Annotated in this window: 16 protein-coding genes; 11 read left to right on the top strand and 5 right to left on the bottom strand. The window is 69.0% G+C overall.

The annotated features are described in order from the left end of the window. The first annotated feature begins 161 nt into the window (after window positions 1-161). Together ASD21_RS05735 and ASD21_RS05730 are read left to right on the top strand one after the other, a co-directional pair. On the top strand, window positions 162-1,028 hold the full coding sequence (locus tag ASD21_RS05735) for a DUF1206 domain-containing protein (RefSeq protein ID WP_082554646.1): 867 nt from the start codon (window positions 162-164) through the stop codon (window positions 1,026-1,028). 180 nt (window positions 1,029-1,208) lie between these two features. Further along, complete coding sequence (locus ASD21_RS05730) at window positions 1,209-2,009, top strand: hypothetical protein (RefSeq protein WP_056438062.1); 801 nt, start codon at window positions 1,209-1,211, stop codon at window positions 2,007-2,009. 21 nt (window positions 2,010-2,030) lie between these two features. Here ASD21_RS05730 and trmFO read toward each other — a convergent pair whose 3' ends face one another. Then, complete coding sequence (gene trmFO / locus ASD21_RS05725) at window positions 2,031-3,434, bottom strand: methylenetetrahydrofolate--tRNA-(uracil(54)-C(5))-methyltransferase (FADH(2)-oxidizing) TrmFO (protein ID WP_056438057.1); 1,404 nt, start codon at window positions 3,432-3,434, stop codon at window positions 2,031-2,033. 83 nt (window positions 3,435-3,517) lie between these two features. On the opposite strand from trmFO, the gene ASD21_RS05720 reads away from it, so the two are divergent. The 3 genes from ASD21_RS05720 to ASD21_RS05710 all read left to right on the top strand — a co-directional run bounded on the left by ASD21_RS05720 (window position 3,518) and on the right by ASD21_RS05710 (window position 6,269). Next, window positions 3,518-4,471: a hypothetical protein gene (locus ASD21_RS05720; RefSeq protein ID WP_056438055.1), complete on the top strand. Its 954-nt coding sequence runs from the start codon at window positions 3,518-3,520 to the stop codon at window positions 4,469-4,471. A 203-nt stretch (window positions 4,472-4,674) separates the two neighbouring features. Then, entirely contained in the window at window positions 4,675-5,403 is a 729-nt protein-coding gene (locus ASD21_RS05715; RefSeq protein WP_235523773.1) for a hypothetical protein, read from the top strand. Beyond that, on the top strand, window positions 5,400-6,269 hold the full coding sequence (locus tag ASD21_RS05710) for a hypothetical protein (RefSeq protein WP_056438049.1): 870 nt from the start codon (window positions 5,400-5,402) through the stop codon (window positions 6,267-6,269). Before ASD21_RS05715 ends, ASD21_RS05710 begins: the two co-directional genes overlap by 4 nt. 128 nt (window positions 6,270-6,397) lie before the next feature. On the opposite strand, the gene ASD21_RS05705 is transcribed toward ASD21_RS05710, so the two are convergent. Continuing rightward, on the bottom strand, window positions 6,398-7,012 hold the full coding sequence (locus tag ASD21_RS05705; RefSeq protein ID WP_056438046.1) for a glutathione S-transferase family protein: 615 nt from the start codon (window positions 7,010-7,012) through the stop codon (window positions 6,398-6,400). A 163-nt stretch (window positions 7,013-7,175) separates the two neighbouring features. Between ASD21_RS05705 and ASD21_RS05700 the strand changes: the two genes are divergently transcribed. The 4 genes from ASD21_RS05700 (at window position 7,176) to ASD21_RS05685 (ending at window position 10,828) form a co-directional block, all read left to right on the top strand. Beyond that, complete coding sequence (locus ASD21_RS05700) at window positions 7,176-8,096, top strand: hypothetical protein (protein ID WP_156398300.1); 921 nt, start codon at window positions 7,176-7,178, stop codon at window positions 8,094-8,096. A 9-nt stretch (window positions 8,097-8,105) separates the two neighbouring features. Then, window positions 8,106-8,951 (top strand): hypothetical protein, encoded by an 846-nt coding sequence (locus ASD21_RS05695; RefSeq protein ID WP_056438040.1) that lies wholly within the window; start codon window positions 8,106-8,108, stop codon window positions 8,949-8,951. An 83-nt stretch (window positions 8,952-9,034) separates the two neighbouring features. Continuing rightward, on the top strand, window positions 9,035-9,964 hold the full coding sequence (locus ASD21_RS05690; protein ID WP_056438037.1) for a hypothetical protein: 930 nt from the start codon (window positions 9,035-9,037) through the stop codon (window positions 9,962-9,964). Window positions 9,965-9,973: 9 nt separating this feature from the next. Then, window positions 9,974-10,828: a hypothetical protein gene (locus ASD21_RS05685; RefSeq protein WP_056438035.1), complete on the top strand. Its 855-nt coding sequence runs from the start codon at window positions 9,974-9,976 to the stop codon at window positions 10,826-10,828. On the opposite strand, the gene uvrA is transcribed toward ASD21_RS05685, so the two are convergent. Further along, window positions 10,825-13,734: an excinuclease ABC subunit UvrA gene (gene uvrA / locus ASD21_RS05680; protein ID WP_056438033.1), complete on the bottom strand. Its 2,910-nt coding sequence runs from the start codon at window positions 13,732-13,734 to the stop codon at window positions 10,825-10,827. The two genes, ASD21_RS05685 and uvrA, sit on opposite strands and share 4 nt — an antisense overlap. Before the next feature lie 212 nt (window positions 13,735-13,946). Between uvrA and ASD21_RS05675 the strand changes: the two genes are divergently transcribed. After that, window positions 13,947-14,411, top strand: coding sequence for a hypothetical protein (locus ASD21_RS05675; protein ID WP_056438030.1), 465 nt, complete (start codon window positions 13,947-13,949; stop codon window positions 14,409-14,411). Window positions 14,412-14,463: 52 nt separating this feature from the next. Here the strand turns inward: ASD21_RS05675 and ASD21_RS05670 are convergent, their stop codons facing one another. After that, complete coding sequence (locus ASD21_RS05670) at window positions 14,464-15,201, bottom strand: DUF1223 domain-containing protein (protein ID WP_056438027.1); 738 nt, start codon at window positions 15,199-15,201, stop codon at window positions 14,464-14,466. A gap of 184 nt (window positions 15,202-15,385) precedes the next feature. On the opposite strand from ASD21_RS05670, the gene ASD21_RS05665 reads away from it, so the two are divergent. Next, on the top strand, window positions 15,386-15,574 hold the full coding sequence (locus ASD21_RS05665) for a hypothetical protein (RefSeq protein ID WP_056458630.1): 189 nt from the start codon (window positions 15,386-15,388) through the stop codon (window positions 15,572-15,574). 167 nt (window positions 15,575-15,741) lie between these two features. Here ASD21_RS05665 and ASD21_RS05660 read toward each other — a convergent pair whose 3' ends face one another. Beyond that, window positions 15,742-17,547, bottom strand: coding sequence for an ATP-binding protein (locus tag ASD21_RS05660; protein WP_056438022.1), 1,806 nt, complete (start codon window positions 17,545-17,547; stop codon window positions 15,742-15,744). Window positions 17,548-17,567 lie beyond the last annotated feature (20 nt).

Below are 17,567 nucleotides of genomic sequence, written 5' to 3'. Positions count from 1 at the left end.
CGCATCTGCCTCGACCAGCGCCAGACCGAACGGCCGGCGCCTGAAGCTAAGTCATAAATCACTTACTTAGCGAATGACAGGGCTGACCCTCGACGAGGTCGGGGAACGCCAGCGCCGAGCCCGCCGTTGGTCACCAGAGTTGGGCTGTCCGGGCACGAACCATGTCGACATCACCGATCGCCCCGCCGCGCAAACTCGTCAAGCGCGTCCAGCGAACGACCGTCGCCAAGGCGATCGAGCTGGCCTCGCGCCTCGGCTACGCGGCGCGGGGGCTGGTCTATCTGGGCCTGGGGTCCATCGTCCTGCTGGCCGCGCTGGACCTGACGCCGCGCGCCAAGGGCGCCAAGGGCATGCTGCGCGCCTGGGCCGAGTGGCCGCTGGGCTGGGCGCTGATCGGCGGGATCGGCGTCGGCCTGGCGGGCTTCGCGGCCTGGCGGTTTCTGCAGGCGGTGTTCGACGCCGACCGGCATGGGCGCTCGCCCAAGGCCTGGGCGGTGCGGATCGGCCAGGCGGTCAGCGGCCTGATCTACGGTGGACTGGCGCTGTCGGCCTTCGAGCTGTTGGACGAGCTGGAGGATGTCCGGGAGGTCGACGAGGAGCAGACCGTCCATCACACCGCCGGCGCTGTTTTGGACCTGCCCTACGGCGACACCTTGCTGATCGCCGCCGGCCTGGCGGTCGTGGCGTTCGGGATCGGCAACGTCATCCAGGGCCTCGTCCAGGATTTCAGCAAGCGGCTGGACTGCGACGACAGGATTTGTCGGCGGGTCGTGCCCCTGGCCAAGGTCGGCTACGGGGCGCGGGGCCTGGCCAGCCTGCCGCTGGGCGTCTTCCTGGTGTTGGCGGGGCTGCAGGCTCGGGCCGCCGAGGCCCGCGGCTGGGGCGGCGCGCTGCAGGCGGTCGAACGCCAGCCCTTCGGAAGCTGGGCTCTGGGCCTGGTCGCGACAGGTCTGATCGCCTTCGGGCTGTTCGGCCTGGTCGAGGCGCGCTACCGCCGCATTCGCCCGCCGCCCGAACTCACGCCCTAGCGTCAGACATCTCCGGCCGGCGCCGGAGCAAGGCTATGGGACCTGGTCACGCGAGAGGGCCATCATCTGCTCGCGCGGACATGTCGCTCAACGCGGGGATCGGCGGGGGGGCCGCGTTACGCGAGGTCTTGACCGGCATGCGGCAAGGGGGACAACCTCAGGTAAATCTGGAGAGATGCAATGATCGTTTCCATCTTGGCCGTTTCTCTACTTCTCGCGGGGGCGGCCCCGCAGGTTCTGGACAACGCGGGCCTGACCACGGCCATCCAGGAGGCGCGCGAGACACCGGACGATCATGGTCAGGCCCTCGCGGGGCGGCGGTTCAAGATTATTCTGCCGGTGGTCTACGGCGATCGCCAGAACCTGAAGACCTACAAGAGCCCGGCCCGCTGGCGCTACGATCGCAAAAAGCGCGAGCTGGAGGTCACCGTCGGCCTGGGCCAGATTTCGTCGCAGAACTACGACCAATTCGACGAGCAGGGGCTGTCGGTGCTGCCGGACCTCCAGACGACCTATTTCCACGTCGAGGAACGCAAGGTTCAGACCAATTTCGAGAAGCGGGTCGTGCCGGGCGGCGCTGGGATGGGCGCCGTCGGCGTGGCCAGCGAAGCCGGGATCCGCTCGCTCGGCGTCAGCTACGGCCTGGCCACGCCCTATCCGCAGACGGACGCGGCGGGCCTGCCCTCGGGCTTCAAGCCGCTGATGATCTCGCGGGTCAACATGGATCCGATCGGCGTCAGGCAGGCGGTCGACGGCATGGTCGTCGTCGTGGAGGGCGAGGTCGTCCCCCTGGCCAACGGCGGTCCGCTGATCTGCGGCAAGTTCCGCGGCTTGCTCTCGGCCGAGAACGTCACCGGCGACAAGCTCAACTTCCTGTCGGACAACCAGTGCTTCGTGACGTCGAACATCGATCGCGTCAGCGTCTATGCCGGCAGGACCTCGGGCGGGAAGAGCGAGCTCCTCAAGCGCTGGGGCAAATAGAACGACCCTGGACGGCCGGCGTCAGCCGGCCATCCACCCGTCCAGGTCCGCCAGGGCGCGCACGCTCATCAACCGCTTCTTGGCGCGACCGCGTTCCTTCAGCGGAATCTTGACCCCGTCGTCGCCGATCTTGGGGGTCTCCATCGGCGGCAGCAGGCCGTAGTTGATGTTCATTGGCTGGAATGAGGTCTTGCCGACTTCGGCTCCCTCGATGTGGCCGCCGGTGACATGGTCGACCAGGGCTCCGAGCGCGGTGGTCGGCGGCGGAGCGTCCAGCGTCTTGCCCAGGCGCTCGGCGGCGGCGAAGCGGCCGGCCAGCAGGCCGGTGGCGGCGCTCTCGACATAGCCCTCGACCCCGGTCATCTGGCCGGCGAAGCGCAGACGCGGGGCGACCTTCATCCGCAGGGACCGGTCCAGCAGGCGCGGGCTGTTGATGAAGGTGTTGCGGTGCAGCCCGCCCAGGCGGGCGAACTGGGCGTTCGCCAGGCCAGGGATCATCCGGAACACCTCGGCCTGGGCGCCATGCTTCAGCTTGGTCTGGAAGCCGACCATGTTCCACAGCGTGCCCAGGGCGTTGTCCTGGCGCAGTTGGACGATGGCGTGGGCCTTGACCAGCGGGTCGCGCGGATTGGTCAGGCCGACCGGCTTCATCGGGCCGTGGCGCAGGGTCTCGCGGCCGCGCTCGGCCATCACCTCGATCGGCAGGCAGCCGTCGAAATAGGGCACGTGCTCCCAGTCCTTGAACTCGGCCTTGGGGCCCTCGAGCAGGGCGTCGATGAAGGCCTCGTATTCGGCCTTGTTCATCGGGCAGTTGATATAGGCGGCCGCGTCGCCGCCGGGGCCTTCCTTGTCGTAGCGCGACTGGCGCCAGGCGATGTCCATGTCGATCGACTCGACGTGGATGATCGGGGCGATGGCGTCGAAGAAGCTGAGCTGGCCCTCGCCGCTGAGATCGAGGATCGCGTCGGCCAGGGCGGGCGAGGTGAGGGGGCCGGTGGCCACCACCACGCTGTCCCAGTCTTCCGGTGGCAGGCCGGCCACCTCCTCGCGGGCGATGGTGATCAGCGGATGGGCCTCGATGCGGCGCGTGACCTCGGCCGAGAAGCCGTCGCGGTCGACGGCCAGGGCGCCGCCGGCCGGGACCTGATGCTGGTCGGCGGCCGACATGATCAGCGAGTCCAGCTTGCGCATCTCGGCGTGCAGCAGGCCCACGGCGTTGAACTGCCAGTCGTCCGACCGGAAAGAGTTGGAGCAGACCATCTCGGCCAGGCCGTCGGTCTGGTGGGCGTCCGTACCGCGCACAGGACGCATCTCGTGAAGAATGACCGGGACGCCGGCCTGGGCGATCTGCCAGGCGGCCTCGGACCCGGCCAGGCCGCCGCCGATGACGTGAACGGGACGGGCGGAATTAGGGGGAGTGCTCATGGGCGCCCTCATACCCCTGCTGGCCACGCGGCGAAACCTGTGTGTAGGCTGGGACCTAACGTGGAGCGCGTCGGGGGGCGGCGATGGCGAGGTTTTCGGTTTCGGGCGCGGCAACGGCCGGTTTCGGTGTGATCGCCCGCGCGCCGCTGGCGGTGCTGGCCTGGGGGCTGGTGATGCTGGTGACCCTGATCGGGCCGATGATGGGCCTGATGTGGATGCTGATCCCGCAGTTCATCGAGATCTTCAAAGCGATGCCCGATCCGGCCTCGACCTCCTCGCCGGCGGCCGACCCTGCCATGTTCGCGCGGATGATGCAGTTGCAGACCAGCATGATGGGCCTGAACGCGATCAGCCTGGTGGGCGGGACGGCGATCAAGGCGGTGGTGGCCGGGGCTGTGTTCCGCGCGGTGCTACAGCCCGACCAGAAGCGCTGGGCCTATCTGCGCTTGGGCAAGTCGGAGCTGTGGCTGGCCCTGGTGACCCTGGTCCAGACCGTACTGTTCATGATGGCCTATTTCGCCGTGCTGATTATCGGCTTCATCCTCGGCATGATCGTCTACATGGCCGGTTCGGCGGCGGGAGACGGCGGCAAGCTGGTCGCCGGCCTGCTGATCGGCCTGGTGATCCTGGCGGCGATCGGGGTCCTGCTCTGGGGCGTCCTGCGCCTGTCGATGGCCGGGCCGATGAGCTTCGCCGAGGGCAAGTTCCTGCTGTTCGAATCCTGGACCTTCACGCGCGGCCAGAGCGGCCGGCTGCTGGGCATGGCCGTGTTGCTGGCGCTGATCCTGATGGCGCTGGAGCTGGTGGTCTATGCGGTCGTCGGGGTGGCGGTCTTCGGATCCTGGAGCGGGATCGCGGCCATGGTCGAGGCCCTGCGCGACCAGCCGCCGCAAGCCTGGCTGCACGCGTTCTGGAAGATCGCGGCGATCGGGGCGGTGGTGCTGTCGTTCCTGGCCGCGTTCGCCATGGCCCTGATCTGCGCGCCCTGGGCCAAGGCCTATCAGGAGCTGGCGGCCTCCGGCGCCAAGGCGTCCTGATCGTCCACGCGGCGCCACGGCCACGTCCCGCGAAATTCAGCGTGACACCCGTCGCGACTCGTCGCCAAGCGGGGGGTGAACCGCTTATGACTCTTGGGATTGAGGGGTTCGCGCGGCGACGGACGAGTGAGGGCTACATGGGCGAGGGATCGGCGGCGATCGGGCGAACCGTTCGCGCCGGAATGGCGGGGTGGACGCCAGGGGTGCGGACCTGCTGGGCCGCGCTCGTCGTGGGCGCGACGCTCGGCCTGGCGCCGCGCGTCCTGCCGCCCAGCCTGGCCTTCCTCGGCCTGCCGCTCGAACTGGCCGCCACGACCCTGGCCTATGGCGCCCTGTACCGCGCCGCGTTCGGCGGCCCCGCCGGCTGGAAGGGCTTGCGTTGGGGCGTCCAGGAGTGGCGGCTGCTGGCCGTCCAGGCCCTGGTCACCCTCATTCTGACCGTCGTCATGGCGGTGCTGGCGGTGCTGGTCGGGGCGGTGGTGGTGGGCGTGGCCAAGAGCAACGCGCCGGGCCTGGACATCACCTCGGTGGACGCCTGGCGCGGCGCGCTGGACGGCCCCGGCGCCCTGGTCGCCGGCCTGCCGCCGCTGCTGTCGATGGTGATCATGCTCTGGCTGTTCCTGCGTCTGTCCCTGGCGCCGGCCGCCACGATCGACCTGGACAGGATCCAGGTGCTCAGCGCCTTTGGGCGCACGCGCGGGGTGGTTCTGGTCCTGGCGGCGGCCGGGGCGGTCCTGGCCGCGCCGGCCGTGATCCTGGTGGTCGTCATCGGCTATCTGCGGGCGATCGCCGGCTTCTCGGAAGGCGCGCTGATCCCCGAGCTGGTCAGCGTCGCGCTGGTCTTCTTCTACCTTATCCCGGTCTGGGCCGCGGCCCTGGTCGACGTCTATCGGCTGCAGCCCGCCCCGCCCCCTGGAACCCTCCGGACATGACCACCTTCTCGCCCGTCCAAGCCGCTCTCGAAGGCGTCCGCATGACGCGCCGCAAGCCGCTGGTCGTGCTGGCCTGGGCCGCCTGCTATTTCGCCATGCTGGTCGCGCTGGGGCTGGTGGTCGCCTTCGCGTTCGGCGGCACGGTGCGGGCCGACCTGGCGCTGCTGTCGCGGACCAACGACTTGCGCGAGCTGATCGACATCGTCGCCCGCCGCAAGGGGACGCTGCTGCCGTTGATCGCCTTCGCCGTCGCCCTGCAGTCGGTGATCAGCGTGGCGATCATGCGGGCGGTGGTGCGGCCGCAGGAACGGCGCCTGGCCTATCTGCGGGTCGGCCCCGAGGAGGCGCGGCAGTTCGTCGTCGCCCTGGTCGGCTGGGTCGTGGCCCTGGTCGTCACGGCCCTGCCCAGCGCCGTGCTGGTGCTGATCGGCGCGGGCCTGATCAGCCTGGGCGCGGTCGAGACCAATCGCTGGGTCGAGGTGCTAGGGGCCATCGCCGTGGCCGGCCTGTCGATCTGGGCCGGCATCCGCCTGTCGCTGCTGTCGATCACCACCTTCGCCGAGGGCAAGCTGGACCTGCGGCGGACCTGGACCCTGACCGACCACCACTTCTGGCACCTGCTGGGCATGTACGCCCTGGCCTTCGTGATCACCTTCCTGGTCAGCGTGGCCCAGACCATCGTGGCGGGCCTGATCCTCAGCCTGTCGGGCGGGGCGACGAACCTGGTGATGCTGGCCCTGACAGGCTTCGCCAACCTGCTGCTGGCGCCGTTCTTCTTCACGGTGCAGATGGTGATCCTGACCGCCGCCCCGGCCCGGGCCTATTACGACCTGCACGAAAGCGAGCTGGCGCCGGCGACGGCTTAGGAAGCGAAAACCTCGTCCTTCGACAAGCTCAGGATGAGGTTTTCCAATGCCGCCGCCTCCACAATGGTCCTCATCCTGAGCTTGTCGAAGGACGAGGACCATGCACGGCGCTTGAATGTGGTCGCGCTCTAGGCGCTCGCGCTTGGCCGCGCGCTCGCCCGCTCGCGCCAGGCCTTCAACCGCTCGGCGTCTTCGGGGACGTCCAGGCCGATGAAGCCGGCGAAGTCGATCGTCGTCAGGGCCACGATGTCGGCCATGCCGTAGGCGTCGCCGGCGATCCATTCGCGGTCGTCGGCCAGCTCGCGGTCCAGCCAGCCCATGGCCTTGGCGGCGACCGGCTTGTTGGATTCGCCGAACTCGCGGTTCTGGACCAGCAGCGACGCGGTCAGCGGGTGGGCGTGGCGCCAGTACATGCCGACCGGGATCAGGATCTGGAACTCGATCCGCCGCACCCACATCTCGGTGCGCGCCTGCGACAGGGCGCAGGTCCCGAACATCGGCGGCGTCGGATGCAGGGCCTCCAGATAGCGGCAGATGGCGACGCTCTCGCTGATCATCTCGCCGTCGTCCAGCTCCAGCACCGGGACCTGGCCTAGGGAGTTGCGGGCCTTGTGCTCGGGCGTCTTGTGGCCGCCCTGGCGCATGCCGATACGGATCTCGGGAAGCTCCAGCCCCTTTTCGGCCGCGAAAATGCGCACCCGGCGCGGATTGGGGGCCGGATTGGCTTCGCCGTAGAGCTTCATGGGATCCTCCGCTCGCGGCCTGTTCCGACCGGTTCAAACGAACGTTAGAATTGGCCGGAGCGTTTGCACAGGGCAAACATTCCAGCCGACCAATCCTTCGGCGGGGACTGTCGCGCGGCCGCGAACCTTGTTAGGCGTGGTCGAGATTGAACGGGGCATGGCGATGGATCAGTTTTCGGCCACGGACGCGGCGCTGGCCGGCTTTCGGGTGGCGCGCGAAAAACCGAAGACGGTGGCCATCTGGGCCGGCCTCATGGCGATCCTGTCATTCATCGTCGCCATCGTCGCGGTGTCGACCTTCGGCGACAAGCTGACCGGCCTGGCCGAGGCTCTGGAAGGCGAACCGGATCCGCAGACCACCCTGGCGGCGATGCGCGGCATGTGGCCCCTGTTCCTGGGCTCGGCGCTCTATGTGCTGGTGACCAACGCGATCCTGACGGCCGCGGTCAACCGCGTCGTCCTGCGGCCGCAGGACAGCGCCGGGGCCTATCTGCGGCTGGGGGCGGACGAACTGCGCCAGGCCGCGGCGCAACTGCTGCTCTATGTGGTGTTGTTCGGCGCCTATCTGATCGGCGGCGTGGCGGCGGTGATCCTGGGCGGGCTCGGCGCCGCCATTGGCGGCGCGGCGCTTGGCGTGCTGCTTGGCGTGACGGCCTTCGCCGGCTTGCTGGCGGGGCTGGTCTTCCTGTCGGTGCGCCTGTCGTTCGTCAACACCCTGGCCTTCGATACGCGCCGCATCGACCTGGGCGCGTCGTGGACCCTGACCAAGGGCCGGTTCTGGCCGCTGTTCGGGACCTATCTGATCGCCATGGTCCTGGCGGTGGTGGTCTATCTGCTGCTGTTCGTGATGATCGCCGCCGTCGGCGCGATCGCCAGTACGGCCATGGGCGGCGGCCTGGCGGCGGCGGGCGACGCCTTGCGTAACGAGGCCGCCACTCTGAAGGACCTGCTCTCGGTGGCCGGCGTGGTCCGGTCGCTGCTGTCGGGTCTGACCTCGATCCTGCTGTCGCTGATCGTCTTCGCCCCGGCCCCGACCATCTACGCCCAACTGAAGGGGCGCGACGTCACCGAGACCTTCGGCTAGGCGCGGCGGATGAGGGACTTCGCGTTCGGCCGGGCGGTCCTGGCGGGCTGGGATCTGCTGCGTCGACGCCCGTTGGCGACCCTCGCCTTGGCGCTGGTCGGCGCGGCGGCCACCCTCGCCGGACGGGTGACGGCGGTGGTCTCCAGCCACTTCGCGGTGGCCGCCCTTTCTCAACCCAGTTCGCTCGTGGCGGCCAACACGGCGACGACCCTGGTCGACATGCTGGCGTTTCTGCTGGTGCTGTCGGTGATCGCGGCGGCCGTCTCGCGGGGCGGAAGGGCGAGGTTCGGCGGCGACGAGGTCCGGCTGTTCATCCTGTCGCTGCTCGCCTTCGTCGCCTTGGGCGTCGTCCTTCTGGCGGTCGGCCTTGGCGGGGGTGTCACGGCGGTGGTCGAGACGAACGGGATCTGGAAGGACGTTGTCATGTTCGCCGCCCTGGCGCTCGGCGTGATCCTGGTTCTCGCCTTGGCCAGCCGCCTGTCGTTGGCCGGGCCCATGACCGTTCAGGACGGTCGGTTGCGGTTCATGGCGTCCTGGCGGCTGACCCGGGAACGGCAGTGGAAGATCTTCGGCGTCTTCCTGGTCACCCTGCTGATGGCCGGGCTGGTTGGGGGCCTGGGCAGTTTCCTGCTGGTCATGGCGATCGCGGCGCTGGGGCTGGATGCGTCCCTGATCTACGACCCTTCCCTGGCGGTCGCGCTGACGGCGGTGGTCCGGTCTATCGTGCTGGTCCACGTTCTGCTGCAGGGGCTTCTGGTCGGTCTTGCCGTGATCCTTCAGGCGGCGCCGGCGGCGCTGATCCGCCAGCACCTAATCGGGGACCCCGTCGCCGATCAGGCCGCGGTGTTCGACTAGGCGGATCGCCGGCCTCGGCGCCGAACCTTGCCATCCGCCAAGCGCGACGCGAGGATGCGCGCCAGTATCGGGGGTGTTCAAAAATGCAATTCAAGGTGACGGAAGCCGCGTTCGCGGGCTTCCGCCTGATCCGGCGCGAGCCTAGGACGATCGCGATCTGGGCGGTCTTCAACCTGGTCGCCGGGATGGCGCTGACAGCGGCGATGATCCAGTCGGGCTTCGGCCGTTTCATGAGCGCGTCGAAAACCGGGACGATGTCTCCCGATTTGATGGTCGGGCTGCTGATCGGCGAGGGCGTGGCGATCGTCGGCACGATCCTGATCGCCTCGGTCATGGGGGCGGCCGTCTACCGCGCGATCCTGCGACCGACCGAGGCGCCCCTGACCCGGCTGCGGTTCGGCGGCGATGAACTGCGGCTGATCCTGCTGTCGGTGATCATGGGCCTGTTGTTCGCCGTGCTGTCCATGGCGCTGTTCATTCCGGTGGCCATCGTCGGCGTCGCGATCGCGGCCGGGAGCGGCTTTGGCCACGGCGAGTCGGTCGGCGCGACGGCCGGCGTGGTCCTGGTGACGCTGCTGGGCTATCTGCTCGTCCTGATCGGCCTGGTCTATTTCGCGGTCCGCCTGTCCCTGGCCGGGGTGATGACCTTCGCCGAGCGCCGGCTGCGGGTGTTCGAGTCGTGGCGCCTGACCAAGGGACGGTTCTGGCCGCTGCTGGGCGCCTATGGTTTGGCCGTGGCGCTGATGATCCCGATCTACCTGGTGATGACGACGCTCTATTTCGGCGTCAGCGTAGCCTTCGCCGGCGGCGACTTCAGCCGGGCCGCGAGCGAGGTCTTCCAGCCCGACATGACCACCCTGGCGGCCTATTTCAGCCCCGCCCGCATCGCCTATCTGGTGTTCGGCGGGGCGGTCGGCGGCGTGCTGACCGCCGTGACCTACGCGCCCGCCGCCGCCGTCTATCGCGACATCGCCGAAACCCGCCCGGAAAACCAGGCCGAAGTGTTCAGCTAGGGGCGGGCCATGACATCCAAGACCCTGCCCTGGCGCGACGCTGTCCTGTTCGGTTTCCGGCTCGTCGCCCGTAGGCCGGCGGCGGCGGCTTGCTGGGCTCTGTTATTCACCGTGGAAAGCCTGGCGGTCAGGGGATCCAAACTGGCTTTCGCGCAGGGCGTCGCGGCCGGGGGAAGTGTCGGACGCCTGGCGGTCGCGACCGGGATCTTCGCGGCGGTCGTCGATCTGCTGGCCTTCGCCATCGTCGGGGCGGCGGTGATGCGCGCGGTGATCCGCCCGGGCGACCGCGGCGCCGCCTGGCCGCGGTTCGGAGGCGATGAGCCTCGACTGCTGTTGCTCGCGGCTCCGGTGCAGGTGATCGGGATTTTGGTCACGGGAATCCTGATCGGCTTGGCCATCGGATTCCTGGGGCTGGGCCCGCGCTCGTTCGGCGCCCTGGGCATGACCGGGACCATGGTCATGCTGGCGATCCTGGGCGCCCGGCTCGCCCTCGCCGCGCCGCTGACCATCGCCCGACGGCGTCTGACGGTGCGCGAGTCCGTCGCCCTGACCCGGGGGCGCCATCTTCAGCTGGCCGGGATCCTGGTCACGGTCATGGTCATAGCCGGCTTGATCAGTGTGTTCAGCCAGTTCGCGCGCGACGTGGTCGCCAACCTGCTGCAGGCCAACCGACCGCCAGGCCTGCTGGGCTCTCCGTCCCTCTCAGAAGCCCTAGAGGCCGCGTTCCCGCTCGGCCAGCTGCCGCTCCGGCTGATGTCGGGCGTCACCAACGCCCTGGCGACGGCGATCCAGGTCGCCCCGCTGGCCCATGCCTGCCGCGAGCTGGCGGGCGACCCGGTTGACCGGATCGCCGCCGAGCCCTAGGCCCGCTTGGCCGCCTTCAGGGCCGCGACCCGTTCCAGCCGCCGCTCCTCGTGGCGGGCCAGGACGTCCTTCAGATAGCGGCCGGTCCAGCTGGCCTCGACCTTGGCCACGTCCTGGGGCGAGCCCACGGCGACGATCTCGCCGCCGCCGTCGCCGCCTTCGGGACCGAAGTCCACCAGCCAGTCGGCGGTCTTCACGACGTCCAGGTTATGCTCGATGACGACCACGGTGTTGCCCTGGTCGACCAACTCGTGCAGCACTTCCAAGAGCTTCTTGGTGTCCTCGAAGTGCAGGCCGGTGGTCGGCTCGTCGAGGATGTAAAGCGTGCGGCCGGTGGCGCGCTTGGACAGCTCCTTGGACAGCTTCACGCGCTGGGCCTCGCCGCCCGACAGGGTCGTGGCCTGCTGACCGACCTTGATGTAGCTGAGGCCCACGCGCTTGAGCGTCTCCATCTTGTCGCGGATCGGCGGCACGGCCTTGAAGAAGTCGGCGGCCTCTTCCACCGTCATGTCCAGCACGTCGGCGATGGTCTTGCCCTTGAACAGGATGTCGAGGGTCTCGCGGTTGTAGCGTTGGCCCCGGCAGACGTCGCAGGTGACGTAGACGTCGGGCAGGAAGTGCATCTCGATCTTGATCAGGCCGTCGCCCTGGCAGGCCTCGCAGCGGCCGCCCTTGACGTTGAAGCTGAAGCGGCCGGGGCCGTAGCCGCGCGCCTTGCTTTCCGGCAGCTGGGCGAACCAGTCGCGGATCGGGCCGAAGGCGCCGGTGTAGGTGGCCGGGTTCGAGCGCGGGGTCCGGCCGATCGGCGACTGGTCGATGTCGATGACCTTGTCGAAGTTCTCCAGCCCCTCGATCCGCTCGTGCGAGGCCGGGGCGTCGCTGGCGTTGTTCAGGCGGCGCGCGGCGGCCTTGTACAGGGTCTCGATCGTGAAGGTCGACTTGCCGCCGCCCGACACGCCGGTGATGCAGGTGAAGGCGCCGACCGGGATCTCGCCGGTGACGTCCTTCAGATTGTTGCCCCTGGCCCCGACGACCCGCAGCATCTTCTTCTTGTTGATCGGCCGGCGCTGTTCGGGCACCTCGATCTCGCGGACGCCGGTCAGGTACTGGCCGGTGATGCTGTCGGGATTGGCCATGATATCGGCCGGCTTGCCCTCGGCGACGATCTCGCCGCCGTGCACGCCCGCCGCCGGGCCCATGTCGATCACATAGTCAGCGGTGAGGATGGCCTCTTCGTCGTGCTCGACGACCAGCACCGAATTGCCGAGGTCGCGCAGGCCCTGCAGCGACTGCAGCAGCCGGGTGTTGTCGCGCTGGTGCAGGCCGATCGACGGCTCGTCCAGCACGTAGAGCACGCCGGTCAGGCCCGAGCCGATCTGGCTGGCCAGGCGGATGCGCTGGCTCTCGCCGCCCGACAGGGTGCCCGAGCCGCGCGACAGGTTGAGATAGTCGAGCCCGACGTCGACCAGGAACCGCAGGCGGTCGTTGATCTCCTTCAGGATCCGCCGGGCGATCTCCATCTGCTTGTCGGAGAGCTGGGCTTCCAAGCCGGCGAACCAGTCCTTGGCCGGACGGATGGCCAGCATCGAGACGGCCGAGATGTCCATGCCGGCGATCTTCACGGCCAGGGCTTCGGGCTTCAGGCGCTTGCCGTGGCAGACCTCGCAGGGGGTGTCGGACTGGTAGCGGCCCAGCTCCTCGCGCACCCAGCTGGAGTCGGTCTCGCGCCAGCGGCGCTCGAGGTTCGGCAGCACGCCCTCGAAGGGCTTGGCCACCTCGTATTTGCGGGCGTTGTCGTCGTAGACGAACTTGATCTTCTCGCCCTTGGAGCCTTGCAGCACGATCTGGCGGGCGCTTTCCGGCAGCTTGTGCCAGGGCTCGTCCATCGAGAAGCCGTAGTGGCGGGCCAGGGCCTGCAGGGTCTGGGTGTAGAGCGGCGAAGGCCCTTTCGCCCAGGGCGAGACGGCGCCCTTGTGCAGGCTCTTGTCCTTGTCGGGAATGACCAGGTCGGCGTCGAAGGCCAGCTTGGCCCCCAGGCCGTCGCAGGCCGGGCAGGCGCCCGCCGGGTTGTTGAACGAGAACAGCCGCGGCTCGATCTCGGCGATCGTGAAGCCGCTGACCGGGCAAGCGAAGCGTTCGGAGAACAGCAGCCGGCGCGGCTCCTTCTCGCCCTCCTCGACATTGGCCCACTCGGCCACGGCCAGGCCGTCGGCCAGGCGCAGGGCCTGCTCCATCGAGTCGGCCAGACGCTGCTCCATGCCCGGCTTGGTGACGATGCGGTCCACGACCACGTCGATGTCGTGCTTGAACTTCTTGTCGAGAACCGGGGCGTCCTCGATCGGATAGAACTCGCCGTCGATCTTCAGCCGCTGGAAGCCGGCCTTCTGCCACTCGGCGATCTCTTTCCGATATTCGCCCTTGCGGTCGCGGACGACCGGGGCCAGCAGGTAGAGACGGGTGCCTTCGGGCAGGGCGGTGATCTTGTCGACCATCTGGCTGATGGTCTGGCTCTCGATCGGCAGGCCGGTGGCCGGCGAATAGGGAACGCCGACCCGCGCCCACAGCAGGCGCATGTAGTCGTGGATCTCGGTGACCGTGCCCACCGTCGAGCGCGGGTTGCGCGAGGTGGTCTTCTGCTCGATCGAGATGGCCGGCGACAGGCCCTCGATCAGGTCGACGTCCGGCTTGCTCATCAGCTCCAGGAACTGGCGGGCGTAGGCCGAGAGGCTCTCGACATAGCGGCGCTGCCCCTCGGCGTAGATGGTGTCGAAGGCCAGCGAGCTCTTGCCCGAGCCCGACAAGCCGGTCAGCACGACGAGCTCTCCCCGCGGGATGTCGACGCTGACGTTCTTGAGATTGTGCTCCCGCGCGCCGCGCACGCGGATGAAGTTCAGTTGTTCAGCCATGTTTTCCGGAACGCGTGGGGGCCGTGGGGGGAGCCGCGGCGCGACGGCTATATGTAGGGCGCGGGACGGGAATTAACACAAGAACAAGATGCGAACAAATGTCGCGGGTGCGTGCTTGCTCCAGCTGCTGACAGTAGGTGTCAGCAGGAGGCTCGCTGTGTGGTCAAGCTCGCCCCTTGTCTAAGTCCGGCGAAGGTTCCTAAGGTTGTCGCATGAACAGGGTTCGCCAGATTCTCGCCGCCGCCGCTTCGTTCGCCGCCCTGCTCGTGGCCGCGCCCGGCCACGCCGCCGAGCCGTCGGTGTTCGCGTCGCTGGACATCAACAAGGCGCAGGGATGGGCGGACGCCCTGGCCGCCTGCGACATGACCCGGTTCTTCCTGTCGAATCCCGACCTGGAGGCCGGCACGATCATCGCGCCAGGCGGGGGCATTCTCTACAAGCCGCTCTTCATCCCGGAAAAGACGCTCTACACGCCCTCGCTGAACGACGCGCTCGACACCTTGGTGCTGGTCGGCCAGGTCAAGCGCGAGGAGGTGGTCAAGGCGCGCTTCCAGTTCGCCTCGACCCTGATCCCGCGATTCCATAAGGCCGGCGAGGTCGACAAGGCCTTCCTCAAGGACCAGATGAAGCTCTGCAACGTCCTGACCGACGACGTGAAGAAGCGTTACGGCGGCTAGAGCGTGACAGCCGAAAGTGGATGCCGGTTTCGGCGTCCGTCACGCTTCTGAACTAGAGCCGCGCCGCCGCCAGGATCGGGCCGCCGTTCTTGGCCTGGACCAGCACCGCCGTGCGCAGGGCCGGATCCGCGGGCGGCAGGGTGGCGAACGCGACGGGCGCGCCGTTCCAGCCGCCCAGCCGGGTCAGTTCACGGACCACGTCGCGGTGGGGCAGGGTCTTGCCGTTGTTCTCGCCGCGCTGGATGGCCACTTGCTGGACGCGCGGATCGTAGCGCACCAGCCAGACATCGGCGCCGGCCTTGGGCGCTTGGCCCGCTCCGATCTCGACCCGGCCGCGCGACAGGGCGACGCTGGCGTCCACGGCCGGCCGGGCGCGGCGCAGGGCGGCGTCAAGCTCGCGGGCGTTCACGCCGATCAGGTCTTCGCGGCCCTCGACCACCATCTGCGGCGTGCCCAACTGGGCGCCCAGGCCGCGGGCATAGGCCTTCTGCCGGTCGGTGAAGGCCGGCTTGGCGAAGGTGTCCTTCCAGCCCAGCTGGTCCCAATAGGTGACCCCGAAGCTGAGCGCCAGGACATCGGGCCGGTCGGCGACGGCGTTGAGATTGGCGTTGGCCGGCGGGCAGGACGAACAGCCCTGGCTCTGGAACAGCTCCAGCACCACCGGGCGTTGGGCCGAGCCGCCGGCGGCCGCCCCCGGGGCCGACAGGGCCCAGGCCCCGACGGCCGCCGCCAGGACGCCGCCGGCCGCCAGGCTGGCCCAGGCCGTCTTCCGCATCGTCGTTCGTGTCATGGCGCGCGTCCCTGTTGACCGTCGAGGATCAGTTCGCGGCGGGGCGGGTCAAGGTTACAGCGTTCACGAACAATAAACCGCCTTTGGAAGCGCAACCTTCAGCACCGCCGGTGTCTAACGAAGCAAGGCCGCGCATCGAGCGCGCCGTTCGAGGACGACCAGCGTGGCCAAGGCGGCGGCGAAAATGGATGCGAAGCCGGCGACCCCCGCGGCCTCGGAAGCTCCGGCCAAGGGCAAGGGCAAGGGCGGCAAGGCCGCCAAGGTCGCTCGCCAGCGGTCCGAGATCGACGACATCATCACCCTGGTGGTCTGCGTCGCCTGCACGATCTGGGCCCTCAAGATCATCGTCGACCTGGGCGCGCTGAGCTTCTAGGCGGCTCGATCGGCGTCGCCCGATCTTTCAGCCGTCAAAGACGCTGTCATCCCGGACAAGCGCGCAGCGCCGATCCGGGACCGACGCGTGAACTCGGCGCTTCCGGCGGTCCCGGATCATCGCTGCGCTACGTCCGGGATGACAGCTCTAGGATGTAGCTGGAGCAGTTACCCCAGCACCGCCGCGGCCGCGCCTTTCGGTGGACCGCTCAAGGCCGCGTCCAAGGCCGCCACCAGGCGTTGGGCCGCGATCGGCTTGGCCACGAAGCCGTCCATGCCGGCGGCGAGATAGCGGTCGGTCTCGTGGGTCAGGACGCTGGCGGTGACCGCCAGGATCGGCGTGCGGCTCCGGCCCTCGACCACCTCGCGCGCGCGGATGACCCGACCGGCCTCCAGCCCGTCCATGCCCGGCATGTGGATGTCCATCAGGATGGCGTCCCAGGGGGCCGCCTCCCACATCGCCACCGCCTCGTGACCGTCCCGCGCCACGCCGCAGGCGACGCCCATATGGCTCAGCATGGCCTGGAGGACGGTGCGGTTGGTGGCGTTGTCGTCGACGACCAGCATCTTCAATTCGCCGTCCATCGCCGGTTCGTCGTGCGCCGCTTGCGCGGGCGCCGGCGGGGCCAGCGGCGCCAGGGCCGGGCAGGGCGCCTCGAAGGTGAAGCAGGCGCCGCCCTGGGCCGGGCTTTCGAAGCTGATCTGGCCGCCCATCAGCGTCATCAGCTCGCGGCAGATGGCCAGGCCCAGCCCGCTGCCGCCCGTGCGGCGCGTGCTCGATCCGTCGACCTGGACGAACTTCTCGAAGATCTGGGCGCGGCGGGCCTCGGGCACGCCCAGGCCGGTGTCGGTCACGGCGCAGGTCAGGGTCGAGGCGTCGCCGCCGATGCGCACGGCCACGTGGCCCGAGTCGGTGAACTTGATGGCGTTGGAGATGAGGTTGCTGAGCACCTGGCGCAGCCGCGCGACGTCGCCGTCGCGCCAGCCTCCGGCTCCGGGCGCGACCTCGAGGGTGAACGCCAGACCCTTGTCGTGGGCCAGGCCGCCATAGAGTTGGCCCAGGGTGTGGGTCAGGGCGTCCAGGTCGAACGGCGCCCGGACGATCTCCATCTTGCCCGCCTCGATCCGCGAGATGTCGAGCACCGCGTTGATCACGTCCAGCAGGGTGGCGCCGGAGTCGTGGATCATGGCCAGACGGGCGCGCTGGGCGGCCGACAGCGTGTCCCGCTCCATGGCCTGGGCCATGCCCAGCACGCCGTTCAGGGGCGTGCGGATCTCGTGGCTCATGGTCTCGAGGAATTCGGTCTTCACCCGGCTGGCGGTCTGGGCGACGACGGCCAGCTCCTGGGCCTCGGTCCGCAGGCGGCGGTTCTCCTCGAGCTCGGACTCGAGCTTGCGGTTGAGGGCGTCGGACGCCAGGCGGGCCCGCAGTTCGCGCATCACCGCGCCGCGCATCAGGGTCGACATGCCCAGGGCGGCGAAGGCGCCGGCCACGCCGATGAAGCCGTACTGGCTGACCAGGTCGCCCGGCGCGTTGCGGGCCATCAGCACAAGGCCGACGGTCGCCGCGCCGACGCTGGCCAGGGCCACGCGCCGGGTCGGGGCCGAGGTGGCGAACACCAGGGCCATCAGCACGAAATAGACCAGCTTGGCCGGTTCGAAGTGGAAGGACTGGTAGGCCGCGACATTAGCCATGAAGAGCGCGTTCATCGCCACGGCGGCGGCTTCCAGCGCCGGCATCCGGGGCGGGTTGGTCTTCAGCCGGCGCCATAGCCAGAATCCGGCGGCGGCGGCGACCACCGCCAGCCCCTCCAGCACGACCAGGGCCGCGCCCTTTTCATAGAAGGGGTGCGACAGGCTGATCACGCAGTAATAGGTCGCGGCGGCCACCAGATAGCCACGCAGAATCGGCAGGTACGACCCGACGATTTCCTGCGTCGGTATGGGCTCGAGCCTGCCGATCGTACGCCTCATGAGCTGCGCGCCCTTTCTGC

The sequence above is a fragment of the Caulobacter sp. Root1455 genome (assembly GCF_001426905.1).
Classification (GTDB): Bacteria; Pseudomonadota; Alphaproteobacteria; order Caulobacterales; family Caulobacteraceae; genus Caulobacter.
The sequence above is the reverse complement of the archived record's forward strand: the minus strand, read 5'-3'. Positions and strand labels throughout refer to the sequence as shown.